This window comes from Mesorhizobium sp. M7A.F.Ca.US.011.01.1.1, from assembly GCF_003998295.1.
In the GTDB taxonomy this organism is placed as follows: domain Bacteria; phylum Pseudomonadota; class Alphaproteobacteria; order Rhizobiales; family Rhizobiaceae; genus Mesorhizobium.
The window spans coordinates 143,841-169,169 of record NZ_RZRT01000003.1 but is presented as its reverse complement, the minus strand read 5'-3'; the positions used below and the strand labels follow the sequence as shown (position 1 = coordinate 169,169).

At 62.8% G+C, this 25,329-nt stretch carries 19 protein-coding genes; 14 read left to right on the top strand and 5 right to left on the bottom strand.

The features are described 5' to 3' along the window. Positions 1-73: 73 nt before the first annotated feature. Positions 74-1,588: an aldehyde dehydrogenase family protein gene (locus EOA13_RS05540; RefSeq protein ID WP_127290346.1), complete on the top strand. Its 1,515-nt coding sequence runs from the start codon at positions 74-76 to the stop codon at positions 1,586-1,588. Between the two features lie 60 nt (positions 1,589-1,648). Here EOA13_RS05540 and EOA13_RS05535 read toward each other — a convergent pair whose 3' ends face one another. The 4 genes from EOA13_RS05535 to EOA13_RS05520 all read right to left on the bottom strand — a co-directional run bounded on the left by EOA13_RS05535 (position 1,649) and on the right by EOA13_RS05520 (position 5,842). After that, positions 1,649-2,509 carry a hypothetical protein gene (locus EOA13_RS05535; protein WP_164779991.1) on the bottom strand — a complete coding sequence of 287 codons (861 nt, stop codon included), beginning with the start codon at positions 2,507-2,509 and terminating at the stop codon, positions 1,649-1,651. A 512-nt stretch (positions 2,510-3,021) separates the two neighbouring features. Then, positions 3,022-3,357 carry a hypothetical protein gene (locus EOA13_RS05530; RefSeq protein ID WP_127290342.1) on the bottom strand — a complete coding sequence of 112 codons (336 nt, stop codon included), beginning with the start codon at positions 3,355-3,357 and terminating at the stop codon, positions 3,022-3,024. A 62-nt stretch (positions 3,358-3,419) separates the two neighbouring features. Then, on the bottom strand, positions 3,420-4,268 hold the full coding sequence (locus tag EOA13_RS05525; RefSeq protein WP_127290340.1) for an endonuclease/exonuclease/phosphatase family protein: 849 nt from the start codon (positions 4,266-4,268) through the stop codon (positions 3,420-3,422). Between the two features lie 110 nt (positions 4,269-4,378). Continuing rightward, on the bottom strand, positions 4,379-5,842 hold the full coding sequence (locus EOA13_RS05520; protein ID WP_127290338.1) for a phosphatidylserine/phosphatidylglycerophosphate/cardiolipin synthase family protein: 1,464 nt from the start codon (positions 5,840-5,842) through the stop codon (positions 4,379-4,381). A 305-nt stretch (positions 5,843-6,147) separates the two neighbouring features. Between EOA13_RS05520 and EOA13_RS05515 the strand changes: the two genes are divergently transcribed. The 12 genes from EOA13_RS05515 (at position 6,148) to EOA13_RS05460 (ending at position 21,388) form a co-directional block, all read left to right on the top strand. Next, positions 6,148-6,351, top strand: coding sequence for a hypothetical protein (locus EOA13_RS05515; protein ID WP_164779989.1), 204 nt, complete (start codon positions 6,148-6,150; stop codon positions 6,349-6,351). A 632-nt stretch (positions 6,352-6,983) separates the two neighbouring features. Further along, a complete protein-coding gene (locus EOA13_RS38535) occupies positions 6,984-7,298 on the top strand; it encodes an AraC family transcriptional regulator (RefSeq protein ID WP_245490304.1) in 315 nt (104 codons plus the stop codon). A 190-nt stretch (positions 7,299-7,488) separates the two neighbouring features. After that, positions 7,489-8,004, top strand: coding sequence for an AraC family transcriptional regulator (locus tag EOA13_RS05505; protein WP_127290336.1), 516 nt, complete (start codon positions 7,489-7,491; stop codon positions 8,002-8,004). 196 nt (positions 8,005-8,200) lie between these two features. Then, positions 8,201-13,105, top strand: coding sequence for a YadA-like family protein (locus EOA13_RS05500; protein ID WP_127290334.1), 4,905 nt, complete (start codon positions 8,201-8,203; stop codon positions 13,103-13,105). Between the two features lie 7 nt (positions 13,106-13,112). Beyond that, a complete protein-coding gene (locus tag EOA13_RS05495) occupies positions 13,113-13,670 on the top strand; it encodes an invasion associated locus B family protein (RefSeq protein WP_127290332.1) in 558 nt (185 codons plus the stop codon). Between the two features lie 13 nt (positions 13,671-13,683). Further along, positions 13,684-14,352, top strand: a complete 669-nt coding sequence (locus tag EOA13_RS05490) for a hypothetical protein (RefSeq protein ID WP_127290330.1) — start codon at positions 13,684-13,686, stop codon at positions 14,350-14,352. Between the two features lie 38 nt (positions 14,353-14,390). Beyond that, positions 14,391-14,852: a DUF4189 domain-containing protein gene (locus tag EOA13_RS05485; protein ID WP_127290328.1), complete on the top strand. Its 462-nt coding sequence runs from the start codon at positions 14,391-14,393 to the stop codon at positions 14,850-14,852. Next, positions 14,849-15,385: an invasion associated locus B family protein gene (locus EOA13_RS05480; RefSeq protein ID WP_031212778.1), complete on the top strand. Its 537-nt coding sequence runs from the start codon at positions 14,849-14,851 to the stop codon at positions 15,383-15,385. The genes EOA13_RS05485 and EOA13_RS05480 overlap by 4 nt, the downstream gene beginning before the upstream one ends. Before the next feature lie 422 nt (positions 15,386-15,807). Beyond that, positions 15,808-17,256 carry a TolC family protein gene (locus tag EOA13_RS05475; RefSeq protein ID WP_127290326.1) on the top strand — a complete coding sequence of 483 codons (1,449 nt, stop codon included), beginning with the start codon at positions 15,808-15,810 and terminating at the stop codon, positions 17,254-17,256. 39 nt (positions 17,257-17,295) lie between these two features. Continuing rightward, the gene (locus tag EOA13_RS05470; RefSeq protein ID WP_023809953.1) at positions 17,296-19,428 is read left to right on the top strand and encodes a type I secretion system permease/ATPase; all 2,133 of its coding nucleotides are present in this window, start codon (positions 17,296-17,298) and stop codon (positions 19,426-19,428) included. A 42-nt stretch (positions 19,429-19,470) separates the two neighbouring features. Next, entirely contained in the window at positions 19,471-20,760 is a 1,290-nt protein-coding gene (locus tag EOA13_RS05465; protein WP_023809952.1) for an HlyD family type I secretion periplasmic adaptor subunit, read from the top strand. After that, the gene (locus tag EOA13_RS05460; RefSeq protein ID WP_127290324.1) at positions 20,750-21,388 is read left to right on the top strand and encodes a ribbon-helix-helix domain-containing protein; all 639 of its coding nucleotides are present in this window, start codon (positions 20,750-20,752) and stop codon (positions 21,386-21,388) included. Before EOA13_RS05465 ends, EOA13_RS05460 begins: the two co-directional genes overlap by 11 nt. 25 nt (positions 21,389-21,413) lie before the next feature. Here the strand turns inward: EOA13_RS05460 and EOA13_RS05455 are convergent, their stop codons facing one another. Next, the gene (locus EOA13_RS05455) at positions 21,414-22,304 is read right to left on the bottom strand and encodes a transglutaminase-like cysteine peptidase (RefSeq protein ID WP_348629748.1); all 891 of its coding nucleotides are present in this window, start codon (positions 22,302-22,304) and stop codon (positions 21,414-21,416) included. Positions 22,305-22,670: 366 nt separating this feature from the next. Here EOA13_RS05455 and EOA13_RS05450 point away from each other — a divergent pair. After that, positions 22,671-25,329 (top strand): VCBS domain-containing protein (locus EOA13_RS05450; protein WP_206535264.1); only part of this gene is annotated, 2,659 nt, incomplete at its 3' end.

Sequence of the window (25,329 nt, the reverse complement as noted above, 5' to 3'; positions counted from 1 at the left end):
TCGTTGTCCCAAAACCGCTGGGCACTTTTTGGGCGACATGCATTATGAGCGACGGGATCTGAAAGGGACAAGAATGACGATAGGCAAGGAAACGACCGAACTGCTGGCGAAACTGGGTGTGGCCAAGGAGACGCTTGTCGGCGGCGACCTGATCGTGCGCAGCCCGGTGACGGGCGAGCAGATCGCGGCGCTGAAGACGATCTCACCGGCTGACGCGGCCAAGGTGATCGATGCCGCGCACAAGGCCTTCCAGGCCTGGCGCATGGTGCCAGGCCCGCGGCGTGGCGAACTGGTGCGGCTGCTCGGCGAGGAGCTGCGTACGCACAAGGCCGAGCTTGGCCGGCTGGTCTCGATCGAGGTCGGCAAGATCCCGTCCGAGGGGCTCGGCGAAGTGCAGGAGATGATCGACATCTGTGATTTCGCCGTAGGCCTCTCCCGGCAATTGTACGGCCTGACCATCGCCACCGAGCGCCCAGGCCATCGGATGATGGAAACCTGGCATCCGCTCGGCGTCGTCGGCGTCATTTCCGCCTTCAACTTCCCGGTCGCTGTGTGGTCGTGGAATGCCGCCCTAGCACTGGTCTGCGGCGACGCAGTGGTGTGGAAGCCGTCGGAAAAAACGCCGCTGACCGCACTTGCTTGCGAAGCCATCTTCAAACGTGCGGTCAAGCGCTTCGGCGCGGACGCACCTGATGGCCTGGCGCCGGTGCTGATCGGCGACCGCGCCGTCGGCGAGATCCTGGTCGATCACCCCAAAGTGCCGCTGGTTTCGGCGACCGGCTCGACCCGCATGGGCCGCGACGTCGGCCCGCGGCTGGCCAAGCGCTTTGCGCGCGCGGTGCTGGAACTCGGCGGGAACAATGCAGGCATCGTCTGCCCGACCGCCGATCTCGACATGGCGCTGCGCGCGATTGCGTTTGGAGCGATGGGCACGGCCGGCCAGCGCTGCACGACGCTGCGGCGCCTGTTCGTGCATGACAGCGTCTACGACGCCTTGGTTCCGCGCCTCAAAAAGGCCTACGAGAGTGTGTCTGTCGGCAATCCGCTGGAGACCTCCTCGCTGGTCGGGCCGCTGATCGACAAGGCGGCCTTCGATGCCATGCAGAAGGCGCTGAAGGAAGCCGCCGCCCATGACGGCAAGGTGACCGGCGGCACGCGGGTCGAGAACGGCCACCCCGATGCCTACTACGTGCACCCGGCGCTGGTCGAAATGCCAAGCCAGGTATCCCCGGTGACGGAAGAGACCTTCGCGCCGATCCTCTATGTGATGAAATATTCGGATTTCGACGCCGTGCTCGACGAGCACAATGCGGTGGGCGCCGGCCTGTCGTCGTCCATCTTCACCCGAGACCTGCAGGAATCCGAGCGTTTCCTGGGTGTCGACGGATCGGATTGCGGCATTGCCAATGTCAACATCGGAACCTCGGGCGCCGAGATCGGCGGTGCCTTTGGCGGCGAAAAGGAAACCGGCGGCGGCCGCGAGAGCGGCTCCGACGCATGGAAGGCCTATATGCGGCGCGCCACCAACACGGTGAACTATTCCAAGGCGCTGCCGCTCGCCCAGGGCGTGTCGTTCGACATCGACTGAGAACCGCGGATTTCGATCATCCGCATTGAAAGGCATCCCCGTAACGGGGTGCCGCATCGGTCAGCTTCCAGCCGACGGAAAACAGGCATTGAAAGCGGTGTCGACGATGGCAAGCTTGGCGGCCTGGACGGTCATGTATTCCTGGTAGAAAGTGTTTGATACCCACATCACCGAATGGCCGCGCTGGCCGAGCCAGCCGATGCTGCCGAGTTCCTCGGCAGCGCGCAGCTTGCGGGCAAGGTGGGTCCGCGAGAGCTTGAGCCATTTAGCGAAATCTCCGATCGAAACCACGCTGGTCGGAATCCGGTCCAGTCCGGCGTGATCGGGGTCGATGCCCGACATCAGCCAGTCCATGACGATGCCGCCATTGTTGAGCCAGATGAACAGGGAAAAGGTCTGGTTGGGTTCGCGCACCGGCTTGGAGGCAAGCAGGCCGTCCGCCACCAGAGGCTGCAGCCTGGCAACCATGTCGGGCCGCTCCAGGAACCTGGCCAGCCGGTCGCCACCGTCGAGATGATCCAGCGTCTGCAGATGGGCAAGGACCCAGCCGGTGAAAGTCTGCACGGTTGCCGCCGTTGGCTGCAAGGGGTGCGTGCGCCCGTCGCCACCCGAAACATACTCGGCGACATGATAGTGCAGCATCTCCTTGATGAAAGCGTCCGCCGTGTTGCGGCTGGCCACCGCGTGCTGGTGCACGAACTCGATGAAACGCGATACCGTCAGTTCCTTGCGGCGGTCGTGCGGATCGCGCCTGAAATGCATGGCAAGGCCGACATGACCCATCAGCCAACGCTGCTGCGTGGCGAAAATGGAAGCCAGTCGCGGGCTCGTTTCATAGATGTTGATCAGCGCCAACGACTGTGCCTGGACACAGCGATGCAGGGCCGGATGGCCGGCAATGTCTTCCAGATTCAGCGCCATCCTCCTCATGTTCCGAGTTAACTCCAACAGCGGAGTCGCGTCTACATTTTCCAGCCTTCGATAGCTGTGTCCAGAGGCACCAAATGCGAAGAGCAAGCCCAACCCGAACATGGGGCCGGCCACGATCGGTTCATGGGATCCGCTAACCGATTGCTATGGCTTGGGGAGCGGGCCGGTGACCTACGGCTTGACGGGGATGGTGGAGAGCGAGGTGAACGTCGTGGCACGACAGTCGTCTGCAGGGAGATTTCGAACTGCTGGTCCATGGCGGCATCTCTCACCCCCATCAACCAATATGGCCGAAACCGACCCCAGTCGAATTAACACTTGGACAGGTTTGAGCAGTCCGCACGGCCGCTGCCGCAGTCCGGTACGCGTGCTGGCCTACCATGATTTGACGCGATTCCGGCATCGCCTCACATCCGCGCTATTTTCGTTAGCCGATCATGCGCGATGAAACTCCTGCGCGATGAAACCGGCCGGCTTTCGCCGGCCGGTTGCTCCGATCGGGATCAGCCGCAGACGCGGACCTCTTCGACCACCCTGTGGTGATGGCGCCAATGCTTGACCAGTTCGATATGGCAGCGATGATGCCGGTGATGACGGCGATATTCGCCGTACCGGTATTCGCCATTGTCATACTGAACATTCTGGTCGCCATCATACTGATTGTCATAATAGCGATCGCGGTGATGACGGCGAATAACGATCCCACTATCGGAATCGTCATCCGACAAATATCGGTCGCCGTCGTCGGACTGGATGGTCACGCTTGCCGCTTGCGTCGGCGCAGTGATCGCCGCTGTCGCGGCCAATGCCAACAGGGAAGCCAGAATCAGCTTTTTCATCTCGTCCTCCTGCGTGTTCTAGACATGTTAACTCGCGGAAGAACCGGGCGTTCCGCTTAATTTTACACGCTTTGCGACGCGGAAGACATCAAGGCGTTATCGTCCACCCGCTCCAGGCGAACGAAGGCCGTCAGCGGCAGGTGGTCGGAGGCAACGCGCGAAAGCGGCGTGTCATGCGCGTTGATGGCGGCAATCATGCCGTGCCTGTTGGCCATGATCCGGTCGAGCGCCAGCAGCGGCAGGTTCGACGGGAAGGTGGGGACCGCCGGCGGCTGCGGGCCGAACGTCGCATGCAGCGTGTTGAGAGCGGAGCGGTTGCCGAGCCGCCATTCGTTGAGGTCGCCGAGCAGCAAGGTCGGTCTTTCGTCCGGGCTGTTCATCAGGTCGAGCACGACGCGCGCCTGCTGGGAGCGCGAGCGGCGCAGCAGGCCAAGATGGGCGGCGATGATGCGCAGCGTCCGGCTTCCATCGAGGTCGATCTCCGCCACCACCGCGCCGCGCGGCTCCAGTCCCGGAAGCTTGATCTGGTGCACGTCGCGAACGACGCCCTTCTTGAACAGCAGGACGTTGCCATGCCAGCCATGGCCCTTGCCGGTGGCCGAAATCGGCACCGGAACCAGGCCGGTTTCCCGTTCGAGCCGGGGCAGGTCGAGAAGACCATCACGGTCGCCGAAGCGATTGTCGGCTTCCTGCAGCGCAATGACATCCGGATCGATTTCGCGGATGACGCGGATGATCCGCTCCGGGTCGAATTTCCTGTCGACGCCGATGCATTTGTGGACATTGTAGGAGGCAACCAGCGTGCCGGTGGTGGCTGTCGTCTTGAGTGCGGCGGCGTTAGCCTTCTGCATCCGGCGGTCACGAAGGGACAGAAGCATGCTTGCCGGGAGGCTGCGTCCAATTCTGTGCATCTCTGTGCTGCTCGTCCTCGCTGGTTTCAATTCAGAAGCCGGATACAGTGAAAATAGGCAATTTCGGCGTATGTTCCATGACAGACGAGTTCCTCAAGCGCACCTCCGCCTTAGAGATAGGGTGAACCGAGCCACAATACCCGGTCGAACAGCCGGATAAGAAACGGCCGGGCTCGCAAGGCTTCCAGCGTCACCGGCACGGCGGAGGCAATCGCCGACCCGATCCGCGTCTCGATCTCGCTGGCAAAGCCGGCATCGAGCACCTCCAGGTCGATCTCGAAATTCAGCCGCAGCGATCGGGCATCAAGATTGGAAGATCCGACATAGGCCCACACGCCGTCGATCGAAAGCAGCTTCGAATGGTCGAACGGTCCCTCGGTTCGCCAGACACGGCAATAGTGTTTGAGCACCTGATCGAACTGCGCCATCATCGCGCGGTCGACGAGGAAAAGATTGTTCACCGCCGGCACCACGATGTCTATTTCGACCCCGCGCCTGCCGGCGGTGATCAGCGCGCTGATCAGTTCCCGATCCGGCAGGAAATAGGGCGACATCACGCGTATAGACTTGCGGGCGACCGAGAATGCACCGATCAGCAGCTTGTGGTTGGTCTCGTTGCTGGCATCCGGGCCGGACGCGACTGCCCGCACCATCATCGGTGCGCCTGGCGATGGCGACAGCGGGGCGATGCGCCAGGCGTCGCCTTTCAGCGCCTCGTTGGTGGCGAAGCGCCAGTCCTCGGCGGCGACCGAAAAGAGGTCGGCGACGATCGGACCGGTCACCCGGAAATGTGTGTCCCTGGCGCTGTTGGAGCCGGCGAATTCGGCTGAGAAGCCTTTTCGGATGTTCATGCCCCCGGTGAAGGCGGCGATGCCGTCGACCACCAGGATCTTCCGGTGGGTCCTCAGATTGGCGTAGGGCAGGCGCAGGCCCATGACGATGTTGCCGTTGAAGACATCGGCGGGGATGTTGGCCTCGCGCAAATGCCCCAGGATGCTCGGCACCGAGTAGCGGGCGCCGACGGCATCGATCAGCACGCGGACGGTGACGCCGCGCCGGACGGCGCCGGCCAGCGCCTCGACGAAGAGCAGGCCGACGGCGTCATTGTCGAAAATATAGGTCTCGAGCAGGACGCTGCGCTCGGCACCATCGATGGCCGCGCACATGGCGGCATAGGCCTCGTCGCCGGTCTCCAGCACATCGATTGCATTTCCAGGATTGAGCGTGGGCCGCGCCACCCTGTCGCCCAGTGTCCGCAAGCCCGTGAACCGTTGCCCGTAGCGCTCGACGATCAGGGCCTCTTCGACAGCGACGTCGCGCTCGTGCTTGGCGGACACCGCGCCGTCGGCAAACGGGCGCTGGGCGGTGATCGTGGCGCGGCGGATGCGGTTGATGCCGGCGACGGCATAGATCAGCACGCCAAGGATGGGGGACAGCACCATCACGCCGACCCAGCCGGTGGCGGCGCGGACATCTTCCTTGGTCATGACGGCATGGACGATGCCGACCGTCGCCATCACCACGGAGATGATGGCTAGAATTTGAGGCCAGTGAGTCGCCAGGGTCTCCAACATGCCGAGACTATCCAGCGAGCGGTTGCAGAAGGCAATGCAGCCGCTCGTGCCGCGCATTCGCCGGATGGTGGCATGCGGCCCTTGCTGAAGAGTTCGACCAGCCGCAGAGATCGATGGGTTGAAGCACCCCGATAGATCCTGTTCAGAAGGAAAAACCTGACCCAGGGGAAGCATAGAGCCTGGCATCGTCCTGTTCTGCTCGGGGCCTCCGAAGCCTCTTATGCTTTGGTGCCACCTCTATTGTATATCAGGAGGAATGATTTTAGTGATATAAACACTTTGATTGATGGCGAGGGGGGCGCCGAATGATGAAATTCAACTTCGATGGACCTCCCGGCGATGACGCGGCTGCCGACACGTCGGCAGAATGCCAACGCCAATTGCTGCCTCTCGTCCGCGAGATTGTCCAGGCAGCCGTTGCCGCCGGGTGGAGCGAGGAAGACGTTCTTCTGGGTTTTGTGGAACTTACATGGGATTTGTATGAGAATCGTCGCGACGATCTGCAATGACCGGCGGCAAATCCGGTAGCTCTACATTGTTGAATGGCCGCCGAAATGGCCAAATTGTCCCCTGAAGCAGGGCTCCGAATTCAGGTCGACCAGAGGCCTCGCGGCAGTTGGCAACTTTTGCGCACGCAGCTTTTCACGATAGGAATTTTTTCTTGACTAGGTGACCTCAGCTATAGTACATATTCGCCCATGGTGCTGATTTGCGCCAGTGACCCGCCGCGCAGGCGGGTTTTTCGTTGATGCTCCGTCAGCCAATGCGCCGGCGAAGGTGTCGAAAAATGTTCCAGTCCCTCCCTTGTGACTGGTTCCTCTTATCCCGAACAAAATTTTTTCTTTGCGTACGGATGTTATTCACTATCCGCGGCATGTGCGTTACGCTGGGTCCGGGTCGGGCTAAGGGGGATTTCAGGCAGCGGACAAAGCGGCAGAGGCCAGGCATGAAAAATACGGACGATGCTCGGGACAGCGGCGATTCCCGGGGCGTCAATCGAGAACGGGGAGCTCGATATGTCCTGGACATAATTCCTGAAAGCGCAGGTCCCAGGAGGGCCACCGCGCGGGGGAGTATCATACACTCCGCCCGCGATCCCGTCCCGCAGACATTCCTGGCCAAGGAGCCTTCCACCGGAATTGTGCTGAGGCCCATAGGCGGATTGAGAGCCTCGCCCGGCAGCGACAGGATCACGGAATACGGCGCGCCACGCGTGCGGGAATATCTCGACGAAAACGTCGTGCGAAAAGTCGTCGGAGAATTGGCATCCTTCGCAGGGGTTTCATCCAACCATCTCATAGCAACGTTCGGCGTGCCGCCGCATTGCGGTGAGTTGCCGATTGCCGAAGTCGCCTGTCTCGCCGGTTCTTCGGATCAGAGCCATCTGGCCGTGGCGCTGAAGAAATACAGAGCGAGAACGCCGACCGGGGCCGGGCATGCTTCCCTCAAGAACTGAGGGCCCGGCCATGGCAAAATGGCGACGCCTGCTCACCCGCGACGCAAGACCGGAATTTTCTGCAAGGCCATGCTGAGTTTTCAAACTACGTCCCGCTGCAAATCTGCCCCAAGCTCCGCAGGAGTCCTCTGGAATGTCATGCAGTCCGCGCATTGTTCGCCGTCCGGCCGGAACGATCCGATGAGTGGCGATGCCGGTCAGCTTCGATCAATCACGAATTGTTTTTCAGGGGAACATGGAAGAAAGCCTTGGGTTGAACATCATCTGGGACGTATCGGGAGGCCGAAAAATGCCGGGCGATGATGGTTTCCCCGGACCGGTTTCCGGAACCAATTCGCGACAGCCGACGCTCAACGCGAAAGGCGGGCTTTCCGTCCGCGCCGCGCGCCGCGTGCAGCAATTCCTGGACGAGAACTTTACGCGCAAGCTGGCGCTTGCCGAGATGGCCGCGGTTTGCGGTCTTTCCCCCTATCATTTTGTGCGGGCTTTCTCGAGGACGTTCGGAATGCCGCCGCACCAGTACGTCCTCGACCTGCGGCTGGATTTCGCTGAAAGACTGCTTGCGGACAGCCGCATGACGATCGCCGACATCGCCCACTCCAGCGGGTTTTCAAGTCAGAGCCATTTTACCACTGTGATGAAGAAATACCGGCAGAGGACGCCGTTGCAGGCACGGATGGGGAAGCTTAACGCCAAGGTTAGGTGAGGCGACGCTTATTTCAATGCTTGGTTTCTTGGTTTTAAAGCATTGGCTAAGGTAACAAGCCGTTAACCTCTGTAGGTTTGCTACGCTCTTTTCTCACATGGCAGCAATTTCGTGAAATACCGTAGGCAGGAATCATGTCTTCCTGCGGTGGAACGGAATTGTCAGACATTTCGTGCCGGCCAGCGGAGAGGGAACCATGACCGACAATCAGATTTCGAACGGCTCGCTTCTTGTTCAGCGTCGCGCGGCGCATTTCGCCGGGCAGTGGATCGCGGGGGCCGATGTTAGTTCCCGCTCGGTTCGCCGCCGCTTGATGGCGGTGCTACGGATGGCGCATTGCGTGCTGTGCATGGGGCGCAAACGCCTGGGGCTGGGGACGCTGGGCGTTGGCGGAATGTCGGCGGCGGCCGCAGTGCTGGGCGCCTTCGCGATCGGCATGGCTGCCACGCCCGCGCAGGCACAATATCAGGCCGGCGGCGGAACCGCGGCAGCCGGCAACGCCGTCGCAATCGGTAACGGTGCCAAAGCGAATGGCGCCAACAGCGTGGCGTTGGGCACCTCTAACAACGCAACGGGCGATGCTTCGATCGCCATCGGCTATTCGATGGGTGTCAATGGCCTGAACGCCATAGGCATAGGTGTCTTCGCGGGCGCGACCGGCGTCAATGCACTGGCCTTGGGCGGGAACGCCCAGGCCCTCGGAGACGCAGCAAGCTCCATTGGCGTCAACTCGGTTGCAGCCGCAGGCGCGGCCGCCTTTGGCCTGAACGCGCGTGCCGACGGAACGAACTCGACGGCGATCGGCTATGTTACCCGGGCAACCGGGCTGCGCGCCACCGCGCTCGGGTTTGGGGCGACAGCGTCCGGGCTGGATTCGCTTGCCCAAGGTAATAGCGCCGTCGCAAGCAACCAGAATGCCATCGCCATTGGCTTCCAGGCGACCGCGACCGCGATCAACGCCGTCAATCTTGGCAACCGAACTGTTGCGGGAATGGGCGCCCTTCAAGAGAGCGCCATCGCTATCGGCACGGACGTGAGGGCGTCTCAGATCGACAGCATTGCGATAGGACGCCAATCCGTTTCATCTGCAGGAAACGCGGTGGCTCTGGGCAAGAACGCGGCGGCCTCGGGTGCTGCCTCGATGGCGCTGGGGGCCGGTGCGGCCGCAACCAACACCAACGCGGTCGCGATCGGCGCTAGCACACAGGCCACGGGAGCCGGCTCCGCCGCCCTCGGCACCTTCTCCGTTGCTTCGGGAGCGAATTCCACAGCCCTCGGGAACGCCACTGCCAGCGGCGACCGTGGGTTCGCCGGCGGCCGTTTGGCCACCGCCGTGGGCAACGATTCCATCGCCATCGGCACGACCGCAAATGCGAGCAGCGCCGCCAGCACAGCGGTTGGCAACACGGCCGTTGCCAGCGGCACAAACGCCTCCTCATTCGGGTCCGGAGCGAATGCGACGGGAGACAATTCCCTCGCCGCCGGCGTCAGCGCCAACGCCAGCGGGATTGCCAGCACAGCGCTCGGCATCGGCGCCGCATCCAGCGGCACCAATGCCGTCGCTGTCGGCGTTTCGGCGAGCGCGTCCGGGTTGAACGCCATCTATGTCGGCTCGCGCACCTTTGGAGCAGGCGCCAGCGCACAGAGCGCCATCGGTATCGGCACAGACGTGACGGCGTCCGCAGCCAACGCCATCGCGGTCGGTCTCCAGGCCACTGCGAACTCCGTCGACGCCGTCGCCATCGGCACCAACGCAAACGCAAGCGGGGGCAAGGCCGTCGCCATCGGTGCGGGCAACGTCGCCTATGGCGACGGCGCGGTTGCCATCGGCGATCCGAGCTTCGCCAGCGGCACCGGCGCCTTCACCGGCGGCGCCAACAACATCGCCAACAGCGACGGCACGGCGACCGCCACCGCGGCCAACGCGGCCAACGGTGCCGTCGCCATCGGCAACAACAACAAGGCGATCGGCCAAGGCTCAGTGGCGTTGGGCAACGGCTCCACGGCAGGTGCCGCCGGCCTCGCCGGGAATATCGCATTTGGCGATGGCGCGACGGCGGCGGCAAGCTCCGGCGACGTGGCGCTCGGCTCGGGCTCGGTGACCACCACGGCGATCGGCACGGCCAGTGGGGTGGTCAACGGCACGACCTATGCATTCCAGGGCACCAACCCGACCTCGACGGTCAGCATCGGCGCGGTCGGTGCGGAACGCACCATCACCAACGTCGCCGCGGGGCGGATCAGCTCGACGTCGACCGACGCGATCAACGGTTCGCAGCTCGCCGCTACCAACCAGGCCGTCGACGCCATAGGCGCCGTCGTCAACAACATCAATGTCGGCGGCGGCATCAAGTATTTCCATGCCAACTCGACTGCCGCGGACTCCTCGGCGACCGGTACGGACTCCGTTGCGATCGGACCTGTCGCGACGGCGACCGGGACGAACGCCATCGCGGCCGGTGTCAATTCAAGCGCATCCGACGCCAACGCCTCGGCCTTCGGCAGCGGTGCCGTCGCATCGGCGCTTGACGCAACCGCGATTGGATACATTTCCAACGCCTCTGGCCAATATAGCACCGCCGTCGGCGCCAATGCCAATGCGACAGCCACCTCCAGCACCGCGATCGGCCAGAACTCCTTTGCTACCGCCCTTCAGGCGACCGCTCTGGGCGTGGGAGCGAATGCCGGCGCCGAAAATGCACTCGCGCTTGGCGCCCTCTCAAGCGCCGTCAACGCAGGCGACGTGGCGCTCGGCTCGGGCAGTGTCACCGACGTCGCCGTCGGTACGCCCAGCACCGTGATCAACGGCACTACCTATGCCTTCCAAGGCACCAACCCGACTTCGACGGTCAGCGTTGGCGCGGTCGGTGCGGAACGCACCATCACCAACGTCGCCGCGGGGCGGATCAGCTCGACGTCGACCGACGCGATCAACGGTTCGCAGCTCGCCGCCACCAACCAGGCCGTCGACGCCATCGGCACCACGCTCAGCACCATCGGCGGTTCGGTGACCAATCTCGGCAACACGATCAACAACATCGCCGGCGACACGTCGACTGCCTATACCGATGCCAATGGCATGGGCATCCGCTACGCCCGCACCAACGAGGCCGGGCTGGCGCAAACCGATTCCTTCGCACAAGGCGTCGGCTCCACCGCCGTCGGCTACCAGGCGACCGCCACCGGCGTCAGCGCACTGGCGCTCGGCCGCGACAGCAATGTCAGCATCGACGGCGGCGTGGCGCTCGGCTCGGGGTCGGTCTCCGATCGCGCGCTGGCTCCGGCCACGGGCCAGATCGCGGCCGGCCCAGCCAACTTCATCCAGTACAACACGACCGACAAGACGCTGCTCGGCGCCGTTTCGGTCGGCGACGCAACGTCCTACCGGCAGATCACCAATGTAGCCGACGGCACGCAGGATCAGGATGCGGTGACGGTGCGCCAGCTCGCCGGCGCCATCGCTGCCGTATCCGCCACCTCGACCAAGTATTTCCATGCCAATTCGACGGCGGGCGACTCGCTGGCGGTCGGCGCGGAATCGGTAGCGGTCGGTCCGACCACTGTCGTCAACGGCGACAACGGCGTCGGCATCGGCAATGGCGCGATCGTCGACCAGACTGCACCCGGCGGCACGGCGATCGGCCAGAATGCCCATGTGATGCTGGCGGACGGCATTGCGCTCGGCACCAATTCGCTCGCCTCGGGCATCCAGTCGGTGGCGCTCGGCGCCGGCGCCCAGAGCACCTTCATCAACAGCGTGGCGCTCGGCGCGCAGTCCATCACCACGGTCGGCGCGCAGGCGGGCTACACGGCGTTTGCGCTCGCCGGTCCGCAGACCTCGGTCGGCGAGGTTTCGATCGGCGCCGCCGGGGCCGAACGCAAGCTCACCAACGTCGCGGCGGGCTCGGCCGATACCGACGGCGTCAACGTCTCGCAATTGCGCGGCGTGACGCAAAACGTCAGCAACCTGTTCGGCGGCGGCACGACCGTCAATCCCGACGGCTCGATCACCGGCCCGACCTACACCATCCAGGGCAACAACTATTCCACCGTCTATGACGGCTTCACGGCCGTCGACAATGCGCTGACCAGCATCAGCAATGGCGGCGGCATCAAATATTTCCACGCCAACTCGACGCTGGCCGACAGCATTGCCGGCGGCACCAACGCCGTGGCGATCGGGCCGGAAAGCGTGGCGAGCGGCACCGACAGCCTGGCCGCGGGACATGGCTCGACGGCCACCGGGCAGGGCGCCGTCGCGCTCGGCCAGGGCGCGCAGGCCAACAATGCCAACGATGTGGCGCTCGGTTCCGGTTCGGTGACACAGACCGCCGTCGGGACCTCCAGCACCGTCATCAACGGCAAGACCTACACTTATGCCGGCACGACGCCGACCGGAACCGTCAGCGTTGGCGACGCCGGCGCCGAGCGGACCATCACCAATGTCGCCGCCGGCCGCGTCGATGCCGGCAGCACCGATGCGATCAACGGCTCGCAGCTCTACGCCACCAACACGGCGATCGAGGATCTGAAAGCCGGCGTCGGAAACCTTACCCAGAACGCGGTGACCTATGACACCCAGGGCGGCAACAAGACGAACACCATCACGTTGCAAGGTGGGGACGTCAACGCGCCGGTCGTCATCTCCAATGTCGGCCCCGGCGTCAAAGGGACCGATGCGGTCAACGTCGACCAGATGAACCAGGGCCTGACCGCGGGCAAGAGCTATACGGACAACCGTGTGGCCTACGCTATCGATACGTCCAACGACTACACCGACAAGGTGGCGGTGACGACCTTGCAGCAGGCCAACGACTATACCGACCAGAAGCTCAGCCAGCTCAATTCGGACATCAGCGGCATCCGCGACGAGGCGCGGCAGGCGGCCGCAATAGGCCTTGCGGCCGCCTCGCTGCGCTATGACGACCGGCCCGGAAAGCTGAGTGTCGCGGCGGGTGGCGGCTTGTGGCGGGACGCAGGCGCGTTCGCCTTCGGTGCGGGCTATACCAGCGAGGACGGCCGCATCCGGGGCAATCTGTCGGGCACGGCCGCGGGTGGGCATGTCGGTGTCGGCGCCGGCATCAGCTTCACCTTGAACTGAGGCAGGAATGAAAGGACTTGTTGCCCTGACCTGCCTGGTGCTCTGCGGCGGCCTCGTGCCGGCCGCCGGGCAGGTCGCGTCGACCTACAGGATCAAGCCTTCGGACGTAGTGGTGCCGCCCGAGGTCAAGCTCGGAGACTATCAGCGCACCATCCGCCCATTCGATAACTGGACGCTGATCTGCGACGAGAACCTCAAGGCTCGCAAGAAGGTCTGCAACGTCTCGCAGATCATCGAGGACGCATCAGGCAAGATGGCTTTCAGCTGGTCGCTTGCCGCCACCCAGGACGGCAAGCCGTACATGATCCTGCGCACCGCTCCGAACGCCAGGAGCGATGGCCTGGTGTCACTGAAGTTCGATGGACAGAAGCAGCCGATCGATGTTCACCTGAACGGCTGCAACGAAATGGTCTGCGTCGGCATGTTGCCGGTAGGCCCCGTCATGCGCCGACAGATCTCGCAGAATGCGACACCGGCGATCTCCTATTCGACGGTCGACGGTCAGACGATCACCGTGACCGCAACGCTCAAGGGGCTGTCAGAGGCCCTTTCACCACTCAAATAACCGGGGCATCACCATGAGCCAGCAGGACCAGTTCACGCCCGCGAAACGCACTGCGACCGTCGAGGCGGATCGGCAGAGGCGGGCCGAGTCCCCGAGGCGGCGCTGGCCACGCGTGGCCGGATATTCACTGCTGGGATTGGTCGTGGCGGGGCTTGGCTTCGCCGCCGGGAACTATGCCGCGATCGCCAATCTGGTCGGCGGCGCGACGGCCGCACCCGCAGAAACAGCGGCGGCCCCCGGGCTTCCGGACACGCCCTTCCTCGAGCATGTCAAGCAGGCCGGGGTGCAGGCCTGCTCGACTGTCTATCCGGTGCTCGGACAGATTCTAACGAGCGGCACGAAATATAGCGTCAAATCCCTGTGGAACGACCAGGCCGCCGACAAGCACGCCATTCAGGCCTTTGTCGGCATGGATTATGCGTCGGAACGCTATAGCGGACCGGCCGCCGGCATCGTGTTCGCATCGCCCACCGCCACGGGTTGCGAAGGGGCGATGGTGCGGGTGGCGCCATTCGCCAGCCCGTGCGCCGACATCGCATCCATCCTGCCGCAGGGCAGCAAGATTACCGACCATCTCGGGCAGGTCGAGGTCTACGAGCTCGGCGGCAATGCCGGCGAAGCGCTTCTCCTGCCGACGGGCAAAAGCTGTGTGGTGATCTCCCTCGCTTCGGCGACGAAGTAGGACGCGAAGCGATCGAGGTTAAGGAAAGGATGCCGACCATGAGATTGCAGGCTTTGGCAGTTTTGGGCTTGACCCTGTTGTGGAGCGGACAAGTCGTCTCGGCCGACCTTGTGGCCCCACCGGAGCCGCAACAGGAGGAAAAAGGCATATGGGCGGCCATTGCCTATTCGCAGGCCGATAGCAAATACGGCTTCTTCTGGGGCGCCGACAAGCGGCAGGAAGCGAAGGACATCGCACAGAAATATTGCGAGAACGCGGGCGGAAAGGCCTGCAACGTCGTCACCGTCTTCCGCAACCATCGCCATTGGAATGATGACGACGAGACCGGCTTTCCCTACAAGCATTGCGGTGCACTCGCCGTGGCGGACAAGGTGGAGAACCGTTTCACGCCCTGGGGCGTGAACTCGGCCGAGACCCGTCGGGAAGCGGAGGATCTCGCTTTGCAGGCCTGCGAGGCGACGGGAGAGAAATGCAAGATCCGCGAGTGGGTCTGCACATGAAGCCTGGCCCGAAGGCCGTCTCCGCATGTGGGGCAATCCTGTTTTCGTTGATGTCGCCGGTGTCCGCCCAGCAACAGGTGGCGGCTGTCCCGGATGGACCCTCATCACTGCGCGAGGTCTATCAGGACTGGAGTGTGACCTGTTCGGTTCGCGAGAAGGCGAGAGTGTGCTCGCTCGCGCAAGACCAAGTCCAGCAGAACGGGCAGAGGCTTCTTGCCGTTGAGATCGCGGCACGCCCGGACGGCTCGACGACGGCTACCCTGCTTCTGCCCTTCGGCATCCTGCTCGACCCGGGCGTGACGCTGCAGATCGACGATCAACCGCCATTGTCCCCGCAGCGCTTCAGGACCTGCCTGCCGACGGGTTGCGTCTCCGTCTTTACCGTCGATCGGCCGACGCTTGGAAAGCTGAGGGGAGGCTCGGTGCTGAAGCTCAATGTGACGACGGACGCCGAGACCCCGCTGAGCTTCCCGGTGTCGCTTCGCGGCTTGACGGCGGCGCTCGACCGCATGGTGGCGTTGAGCGCAAATTAGGGTGCGCGCTGACCCAGCTTTTGGCCGGAACGAGCGACATGACGCGCACGCCGGCCGCCGCGACGGAGTATTTTGGGACGCGGCTGCCGAGAGGGCGTACCTGAAAATGGCTCAACTTCAGGTTGGGTCATCAACAGCCGCCATACCCACATGGCATGATTCCGGCCATATCGGCCCAATGACCTGCCGGTTCTCGGGCTATCCCGCAGAGTGCGGCGTCCGGATACAACCGTAGCGAGCCGACGTTTATGTGCTATTTTTGCTACATCTCGCAGCCTTGTTGCCCAAAAAGGCTATTTAGCGACCTCTAAATCAATAATCGCTCACATATTCCGTGAATTTGTGAATAATCCACCGACGGGCAGGCCTTGGCTTGGTTAGCGCTCTGAAAAGGACGCTGGGGAAACGTTAGGGTGGGATTGATGAATACGACAAACATGTCGACCATAGGCAGGCGCCTTGGTCTTTTGATGGCGGCCACCATGCTGACCTGCGGGAGTGCTCATGCGCTTACGCTCAAGGAGGCGATGGCTGTCGCGGTGGAATCCAATCCCGAGATTGGACAGGCGATCGAAAATCGCGAAGCAATCGAGTTCGAGTTGCGGCAGGCCAAGGGCCTTTATCTTCCCAGTGTCGATGTCGAGGCATCGGCTGGCGTTCGCCGGCTCGACAATTCATCCCGGCGCTCCCTTTCCATCGAAGACGACGCACTCTATCCGGCTGAAACGGATCTTACCGTTTCGCAGACGCTTTATGACAGCGGCGCAAGGCGGGCCGAATTGAACCGCCAGGCATCGCGCGTCGACGGCGCTTCATTCCGTGTGCTGGAACGGTCCGAATTCATCGGGCTGTCCGTCGTCCAGGACTATCTGGAGTACATGCTGCAGGCTTCGATCGTTGTCGAAGCGAAGAAAAATCTCGGCTTCCATCAGGCAATTCTCGGCGACATCCGGCAAGGCATCTCGGGCGGCGCGCTGAACGAGGCCGACCGGCAGCAGGCCGAGGAACGGCTGTTTGCCGCCAAGGCGCGCATGCAGGAGGCGACCGAGGAACTGGAAGCGGCCAAGATCCGCTTCTTCAAGACCGTCGGAAAGCCACTGACCAGCCCTTCGAGGCCGGGCGATGTCTCGGCCGCGCTCCCGCGCTCGCTTGACGAGGCAATAGGGTTGGCGCGCGAAAGCAATCCGCGCGTGCACATGGCCAACAGCGACATCGACGCGGCGGCCTCTCTCGTGGATGCCGCACGGGCTAAATTCGGCCCCTCCATCATCGCTGAAGGTCGCGCCCGGGCGGGAACTGACATTGACGGCGACGATGGCGACACCAGCGACCTGCAGGCGCGCGTGGTCCTGCGGTGGAATCTCTACCGCGGTGGTATCGACAAGGCCAACGAGCAGGAGCAGATCCGCCGCACCAGCGAACAGCGTCTGGCGCTGCATCAGGTGCAGCGCGAAATCGAGGAAGCCGTTCGCACGTCGTGGGATCGCCGTTTCCGACAAGCCGATCTGGCGAAGACGCTGAGGCAGCAAGCCGCCGCCAATGAGAAGCTGGTCGCTTCCTATCGCGAGCAGTTCAAGGTTGGACAGCGCTCGCTGCTCGACGTGCTGGACGCGCAGAATACGCGGTTCAACACGGCAACGCTGGCGGATACCGCGTCCTACGCATCGCTGTTTGCCCAGTACCGGCTTCTGGCCGCGACCGGACAGTTGCTGAAAACGATGAACCTTCAGCCGGCAAAGCAAGCGACAGCCTATGCACGCACCGAGTTCGCAGCACCGGAAACCGCAGACACCGAGACCTATGCGCGGACGCCGTCGGAGCAGAAGAACGACCTGCCTTTCGACATCCTCGCTCCGGTGAGGAAGAAATAAGACGACGCAAGGTCCAGCGAGCGTCCTGACGGGCAGATCGTGAACCAGCAACCCAACATCCTCTCCCCCAAGGAGGCGTTCAAGGCCTGCTTCTCAGCCGTTGCCGGATATCTCGGCAGGCCGAGCGCGGAGACCGTGCTGTTTGCCGGCGTGCCGCTCTCGGACACGAGAATTGCGGTCGACGACATCAGGCACCTTGCCGAACGCATCGGCCTGGAAGTCACCGAGTTCAACCACCGCGATTTTCTCAGGGGGCGTATCGATCTGCCCGCAATCGTCTTTCGCGTCAGCCAATTGCCCGTTGCCCTGCTCGCTCTAGGCGAAGACGATGCGTATATCACCGCGCCCCAGGAAGACGGCCGCACCGCGATCGGCCGATCGGAACTGGCCGCCAGCTACATCAGCGGCGGCGCTTCCTTCTCGATCACCTACGCCAATGCCGCCGAGACCATGTCGGTCGGCTCGGCGGCCAGGATCGAGCGGAGACATTGGCTCACGGGGACGATGGGCGCTTTCTGGCGCACCTATTCGAAAGTCGTCCTGGCGGCGGTGTTCATCAATCTGCTGGCCATAGCCTCGCCGATCTTCACCATGAACGTCTACGACAGGATCCTGCCGAACAAGGCAATATCGACACTGTGGGTGCTGGCTCTCGGCATCGGTGCGGTCATCCTGTTCGACCTGCTTTTGAAGACGGCCAGGGCTTCCCTCATCGACTATGCCGGGCGCAAGGCGGATCTCCGAATATCCTATCTGCTGTTCGAGAAAGTGCTGAACTCGTCGCTGTCGGCGCGCCCCGGTTCGACCGGTGAATACGCAAACAGGGTCACGCAATATGAATTCGTCAGGGAGTTCTTCACCTCCAACACCATAAGCGTGTTCATCGACACGGCATTCGTCTTCGTCTTTCTCCTTGTGATCTATGCAATTGGCGGCTGGCTGGTGATCATACCGGCGCTGGCCTTCGTGATGTCCGTCATCGTCGGCCTGGTCACCCAGCGCCGCATCGGCAAGCGCGTCGCCGCCTCGATGAACGAAGCATCGCAGCGCCAGGCACTGCTGGTCGAATCCATCTCGACGCTGGAGACGATCAAGTCGCTGCGCGCCGAGGCGTATCTGCTGCGAAAATGGGGGGAGCACTCCAAGAACGCCGCCAACACGTCCGAGAAGATCAAGCAGCTTTCGGCGGCGGCGGGCAACATCACCCAGTCCATACAACAACTGGTGACCGTCGCCCTGGTCGTGGCCGGCGCCTATGCCTTCTCGGAAGGGCATGTTTCGACAGGAGCAATCATAGGAACGGTGATGCTGGCGAGCAGGGCCGTGGCGCCGCTCGGCCAGATCGCCATCACGCTGTCCCGGTTTCGCCAGGCCATGCTCTCGCTGAGAATGGTGAACTCGATCATGGCTCAACCGGAAGATCGACCCGACACGGTGGGCTTCGTCAACCGCCCCATTCGCAAGGGGGCGATGGTGTTCAGGAATGTCGGGTTTGTCTATCCGGGCTCGGAAAACGAGGTTTTGACCGGCCTGAATTTCTCGGTCAAGCCGGGTGAGCGGATCGGCATCATCGGCCGCATAGGATCGGGAAAGACGACGATGGGGCGGCTGATCGGCCGGCTCTTCCTGCCGACTTCCGGTGAGTTGCTGCTGGATGGGATCGACATTCGCCAGTATCACCCGTCCGAGGTTCGCGCCGCGGTCGGCATCGTTGCGCAGGCCGGCGACCTGTTCTCAGGCACCATCAAGGAAAACCTCCTGATGGCATGCCCCGAGGCTACCGACGAACAGATCATCGAAGCGGCAAAGGCGGCTGGTGTCGACGATTTCGTCTCACGACACCCGCGCGGCTACGACATGAATGTCGGCGAGCGCGGCACCAATCTTTCCGGCGGCCAGAGGCAGACCGTGGCGATCGCACGCCTGCTTTTGACCAAACCGAAAATCGTCTTTCTGGATGAGCCGTCGGGCTCGATGGATCTTGCCTCGGAACGCCAGTTGATCAAGCAGCTCAAAGTCGCTTTCGACCGCGACACGACGCTGATCGTCTCCACACATCGGTTCAGCATGCTTGAGCTGGCCGACCGCCTGATCGTTATCGAACGGGGCAAGATCGTTGCTGACGGACCAAAGGACCAAGTCATACAGGCGTTGCAGAAAACAAGCGCCTGACAAAACAATTATTGCTGCATCCAATGCGTTGGGGCGTGGGAAATGCTTGCCAGGGAAGATCGACCGCCGCTGTTTGCGTCGGCGTCCATATTCATCATCGGAGCGCTCTTCGTCGTCTTTGTCGCCTGGGCGTCCTTTGCCGAAGTCGATGAGATCGCACGCGGCGACGGCAAGGTCATACCCGCTTCCAAGACCCAGATCATCCAGGCGAGTGAGGCCGGTGTCGTTCAGGAAATCGCCGTGACCATTGGCCAGGTCGTCAAGAAGAACGATCTCATCATTCGTCTGGACAACACGCTCAATACGTCCAGTCTCGGCGAGCAGCAGGCCAAGGCGCGCGCGCTGGAAGTGCGCATAGCAAGGCTGAAATACGAACAGGCCGGCAATCTCTCGGGCCCATTTCCGTGCCCGCAGGACATTCAGTCGGTCGCTCCGCAAATCTGCGACAATGAACAGAAGCTGCTCATTGCCCGGCGCGGGAACTTCGACAACAAGCTGTCCGTGCTCAAGTCACGCCTCGATCAGCGCGAGAGGGAACTGGCCGAGGCGGTGGCCAATTCCGACCGTCTGACCAAGAACCTGGTCGTCAGCGACCAGGAGGCAAAACTGGTCGACGCGATGGTCAAGAAAGGCCTGATGGCAAGGACCGAGCAGCTCCGGGTAGAGCGCGAACAGACCGAGCTCAACGGCCAGCTGAACCTGGCCGGCGAAACAATAAAGAAGATCAAATCGTCGATCACGGAAGCCCAGCTTCAGGTCGAGGAACTCGGCCTGCAACTGCAGCAGGAGGCGTTGGACGACCTTACCCAGGCGCTGGCGGAACTTTCGGTGGTGGATGAAACCATAAGGGGGGCCACCGACAAGGTCGCGCGCACGGACATCCGATCTCCCGTGGATGGCATCGTCAACACGCTGGAGCTCAACACGGTCGGGGCCTTCGTCCAGCCCGGCGCCGTCGTGGCCGGCATCGTGCCGACCTCCGAGACGTTGCTGGTGGAGGCACGGGTCTCGCCACGGGATGTCGCGTTCATCCGTCCCGACCAGGAGGCCCTTATCAAGGTCACCGCCTATGATTTCTCGATCTTCGGCGGCATCGAGGGCAAGGTCTCCAACATCACAGCCGACAGCCTGGTCGATCAGAAAACGGGGGAACCCTACTATCAGGTGCGCGTGGCGACGGACAAATCGACCCTTCAAAGAGACGGCAAGGCCTATTCGATCATTCCCGGCATGATCTGCTCGGTCGACATCAAGACCGGGCGCAAGACGATCCTGCACTACCTCCTGAAGCCGATCAACAAGGCGCGCGAGGAGGCGATGAGTGAGCGGTAGCGCCAGCCCTCATCCTGATGGCGAGCGACTGCTTCCGCCAGTCGCGGCCGAGGATTTTGGGCTTGAATTTCGGGTCGTGGCGCGTGGCGGCATAAGACGCGGCATCCGCTTGGAGCGGGCATTCTGGTTGTCGCTGAAGCAGATGGCCGAACGCAGGAAATGCACGATCGGCATGCTCATCGACGAGATCGCCGAAAGCCAGGCACAGACAGGCAATTTGACATCCGCGATCCGGGTGGCCTGCATGCGTGGATTGGGGGACGAAAACCTGACCTTGCGAAGGCTTGCATCGATCAACACCATCAACGCCATACTGGTCGCTTGCCCGTCTCCGGCCTTTGCCCTGGCTTCGTCGAAGAAGATCCTGTCGTTCAACGCACCGTTCCAGCAACTGGTCAAGCGTCAATTGCCGATCGCCCCAAGCGATGACGCACGGCACGACCTCAAGCTGGCGCTGGACCTCAATGTGGCCGACATCTTCACGCGGCTCGATGCCAATGGCGAATCGCCGGTGGCCACCGGTTTTGTCATCGGCGCGGGTGACCGTCGATACCGGGGGCAATTGAATGCGGTGCGGGCTCCGGTGCTCGAGCCGGAGCTGCTGATGGCGTTCGTCTTCGGCGGCTGAATCACCACCAATCCCGACGAGAAACTTATGGCTGAAAACCTTCGCCAGGTGCGACGGTTGCGATACCGCCTTTTATGTCAGCCATCTGGGCTCCGCCCGGTCTTGAACCGTGGATCCAGGCCCGGTCCGTGCTGAACGAGTAGAGCGGAACGTAATCCGGGAGATCGCCGTCACGCACGACGCTGTTGCTGAGGCTGTCGAGAATGAAGGTGCCGCTGCCTGTGCTCACCGACAGCACTGCGTGAAAGAAGCCTCGCTTGCGGTCCTGGAGAACAACCAGCGCCATGCTCTGCGTCGGAATGCCGGCCCTCAGCAGGGCCGTCATCTTGAGAATGGCGAAATCCTCGCAGTCGCCGGCTCGCCGCTCGAGGATCTCCGAAGGCTTCGCCCAATAGTCGAGCTTGCCGTAGACGACGCTATCTTTCCTGTAGGCGATCAGGCGATTTACGCTGCTGTTGACGAAGGACAGCTTCTCGCTGAATCCCTTGCCTTGAGCGGCGGCGATCATGCCGGCAAAAGCCGTGCTCTTGCGCTCGCAGGGGCTGCCGGCCGAACAGGCGGTGATTGCCCGGTAGACGGGCGCCCAGCGCGCCGCGACGGGAAAATTGCGCATGGACAAGGCAACCGATCCGAAGACCCCCGGAATGATCGACGCGGTCTGCACCGGATCGATCCCGGCGTCATCTCGCGCCGTTGACGGGCCATCCTCGCGGTCAGCATCTGCCGGGCCATAACTGCTGGTGACCAGACCGATCCGGTAAGCGCCCGCGGGCCGCCTGGGCTGGGGCCTCGCCAGCGAAACACCGCCGAGACAGGGCGGCGTCTGAACCTTCTCCTGAGGCCAGCCGGATGCGGCGATACCGCTCGCGAATGACGGCCCCGCCAGGCTGATAAGCCCGATTGCCAGCAGGAGCATCTGGAGCCGGGTTTTTCCCGGAACTGATTTTTGCTTTTTCATAACGCCCACCTTTGACTGTGGACGCTACCAATCTTGTCTCAAATTATTGGAAAGGAAGGTGGATAAATATCCAGCAACTGTCTTTATCCAGTTTGTCTAAAATTTTATTCAAATTTATACTTTGATTGCCGGAAAAGATGCCGACCAGCCATCCGTCAAGGAGATATGCAGAAGCCAACATATATCAGGTTATATTGTTGCGGTTTACCACGTGTAAAAAAGGCCGAGCAATGCATATCATAATATATGAAATAGATTAGGGGGCAGTTGCAAAGTAGAAGTGGCCGCTGTCTCTATCCGGTAAATATCGGAGGGGTTTCAGCCATGACGAACAATATCGAGTTGGACAGTTTTTCGGGTTCCTTGAACGAGCATTCCGCGTCCAATGAACACGCTGATCAGGCATCGCCGGCGGAGATCCGGGTCGCACAGGCAAATTCGACGCAGCAGCCCGCGCCGGCAGCGTCCGAACCGGTGCCGGTCGATGTCGGCGGCGGAGCGCCTGTCAAACCGGAAGCCCCTGCGGAAGCCAAGGCGCCGCCGGCAGCTGCGCCGCACGAATATGTAGCCGACGCCAGCCATGTGGTGAGGCTTCCGGCCAACGCCTCCATCGACAACATCAAGGTCGACGGACAAAACCTTCTGCTCGAACAGGCCGACGGCTCGGTGATCGTGGTCAAGGACGGCGCCCTGAACGTGCCGACCTTCATCATCGGCGACGTCGAGGTGCCGCGCGTCGCGCTGCTGGCGGCGCTGGAATCCAGCCATGTCGACGTTGCCTTCGGCGCAGACGGTTCCATGTCGGCCGGCTCGGGCGGTTCGAACTCGAGTGCGGGCGGAGACTTCTCGGTTCCCCCCGGCGGCATTGGCGACGGGTTCGACCTGTCGGCCCTGTTGCCCCCGACGGCTCTGCAGTTCGGGCTTCTGGATCGGCGCGAGCTGTTTCCGTCGATCGTCGACAGGCAGGTTTCAGTGACGGCCACGTCACTGCTTGCCCCGACCGAAGCGGCCAGTGAAACTGGCCTCGATGGCGGTGCGGGTCAATCGCCGGGCAGCGAAGCGCCGACCGACAAAGAAACGTCCAACACTGGAACGATCAGCATCGACGCGCCGGATGGAATTGGCTCGATCGTCATCAACGGTGTCACCGTCACCGGCGTCGATCAGCACATCCCAGGGCAGTACGGTTACCTGACGATCGTCTCCTACAATCCGAGCACCGGTGCCATCGAATACAATTACACGGTGACCGAATCGGTTTCCCATACGGATCAGACACCTGGCTATGATCCCAGCACCGACACGGTTCCTGAGAATTTCACCATCACTGTCACGGATGTCGACGGCGATACTGCCAGCACGACCTTCGCCGTCGCCATTGTCGACGACGTGCCGACGGCGGTTGCCGACACGGACAGCGTGACGGAAGACGGCCCGACGGTCGCGGACGGCAACGTCATCACGACCAGCGGCGGCGCGGACGCGAATGTGACGGACGGCGTTGCCGACGTGAAGGGCGCGGACGGGGCGACGGTAACGGGCGTCGAGGCAGGCACGGTCGCATCGGCCTCGGGCCATGTCGGGTCGGTCGTGGCGGGCAGCTACGGTTCGATCACGATCGATGCGGACGGCCACTACAGCTACACGCTGAACAACGGCGCTGCGGCGGTCCAGGCGCTGACCACCGGCCAGCATCTGACGGACACGTTCACCTACACGCTGACCGATGGCGACGGCGACATCTCGACGACAACGGTCGAGATCACCATCAACGGCACCAACGACGTGCCGACGGTCACCGTTCCGCAGGCTGGGGCGCCCGGGACTTCGGTTGACGAGGCCGGCCTTCCGGCCGGCTCGGCTTCCCTGACCAATTCCGAGACGACGGCCGGCACGTTCAGCTACACGAACGGCGACGGCGCCTCGACGGTGACGATCAACGGGACCGCGGTTGCGGTGGGTGCGACGGTTGCCGGCGACTACGGCACGCTGACCATCACGGCAATCAACGGGACGACGGTGAGCTACAGCTATACGCTGGCGACCAACGTCAATCATGCCACGGACGCAACGCCATTCGAGACGTTCACGGTGCATGTCGCCGACAGCGACGGCAATGTGGCGGACGATCCAAGCGCCTCGTTCCAGATCGCCATTGTCGACGACGTGCCGACGGCGGTTGCCGACACGGACAGCGTGACGGAAGACGGCCCGACGGTCGCGGACGGCAACGTCATCACCGCCAGCGGCGGCACGGACGCGAATGTGACGGACGGCGTTGCCGACGTGAAGGGCGCGGACGGGGCGACGGTAACGGGCGTCGAGGCAGGCACGGTCGCATCGGCCTCGGGCCATGTCGGGTCGGTCGTGGCGGGCAGCTACGGTTCGATCACGATCGATGCGGACGGCCACTACAGCTACACGCTGAACAACGGCGCTGCGGCGGTCCAGGCGCTGAGCTCGGGCCAGCATCTGACGGACACGTTCACCTACACGCTGACCGATGGCGACGGCGACATCTCGACGACAACGGTCGAGATCACCATCAACGGCACCAACGACGTGCCGACGGTCACCGTTCCGCAGGCTGGGGCGCCCGGGACTTCGGTTGACGAGGCCGGCCTTCCGGCCGGCTCGGCTTCCCTGACCAATTCCGAGACGACGGCCGGCACGTTCAGCTACACGAACGGCGACGGCGCCTCGACGGTGACGATCAACGGGACCGCGGTTGCGGTGGGTGCGACGGTTGCCGGCGACTACGGCACGCTGACCATCACGGCAATCAACGGGACGACGGTGAGCTACAGCTATACGCTGGCGACCAACGTCAATCATGCCACGGACGCAACGCCATTCGAGACGTTCACGGTGCATGTCGCCGACAGCGACGGCAACGTGGCGGACGATCCAAGCGCCTCGTTCCAGATCGCCATTGTCGACGACGTGCCGACGGCGGTTGCCGACACGGACAGCGTGACGGAAG

Coding starts and splice junctions, on each gene's coding strand:
- EOA13_RS05540 (WP_127290346.1), top strand. CDS start 74: ATGACGATAGGCAAGGAAACGACCGAACTGCTGGCGAAACTGGGTGTG.
- EOA13_RS05535 (WP_164779991.1), bottom strand. CDS start 2,509: ATGGCGCTGAATCTGGAAGACATTGCCGGCCATCCGGCCCTGCATCGC.
- EOA13_RS05530 (WP_127290342.1), bottom strand. CDS start 3,357: ATGAAAAAGCTGATTCTGGCTTCCCTGTTGGCATTGGCCGCGACAGCG.
- EOA13_RS05525 (WP_127290340.1), bottom strand. CDS start 4,268: ATGCACAGAATTGGACGCAGCCTCCCGGCAAGCATGCTTCTGTCCCTT.
- EOA13_RS05520 (WP_127290338.1), bottom strand. CDS start 5,842: ATGTTGGAGACCCTGGCGACTCACTGGCCTCAAATTCTAGCCATCATC.
- EOA13_RS05515 (WP_164779989.1), top strand. CDS start 6,148: ATGATGAAATTCAACTTCGATGGACCTCCCGGCGATGACGCGGCTGCC.
- EOA13_RS05505 (WP_127290336.1), top strand. CDS start 7,489: ATGCCGGTCAGCTTCGATCAATCACGAATTGTTTTTCAGGGGAACATG.
- EOA13_RS05500 (WP_127290334.1), top strand. CDS start 8,201: ATGACCGACAATCAGATTTCGAACGGCTCGCTTCTTGTTCAGCGTCGC.
- EOA13_RS05495 (WP_127290332.1), top strand. CDS start 13,113: ATGAAAGGACTTGTTGCCCTGACCTGCCTGGTGCTCTGCGGCGGCCTC.
- EOA13_RS05490 (WP_127290330.1), top strand. CDS start 13,684: ATGAGCCAGCAGGACCAGTTCACGCCCGCGAAACGCACTGCGACCGTC.
- EOA13_RS05485 (WP_127290328.1), top strand. CDS start 14,391: ATGAGATTGCAGGCTTTGGCAGTTTTGGGCTTGACCCTGTTGTGGAGC.
- EOA13_RS05480 (WP_031212778.1), top strand. CDS start 14,849: ATGAAGCCTGGCCCGAAGGCCGTCTCCGCATGTGGGGCAATCCTGTTT.
- EOA13_RS05475 (WP_127290326.1), top strand. CDS start 15,808: ATGAATACGACAAACATGTCGACCATAGGCAGGCGCCTTGGTCTTTTG.
- EOA13_RS05465 (WP_023809952.1), top strand. CDS start 19,471: ATGCTTGCCAGGGAAGATCGACCGCCGCTGTTTGCGTCGGCGTCCATA.
- EOA13_RS05455 (WP_348629748.1), bottom strand. CDS start 22,304: ATGCTCCTGCTGGCAATCGGGCTTATCAGCCTGGCGGGGCCGTCATTC.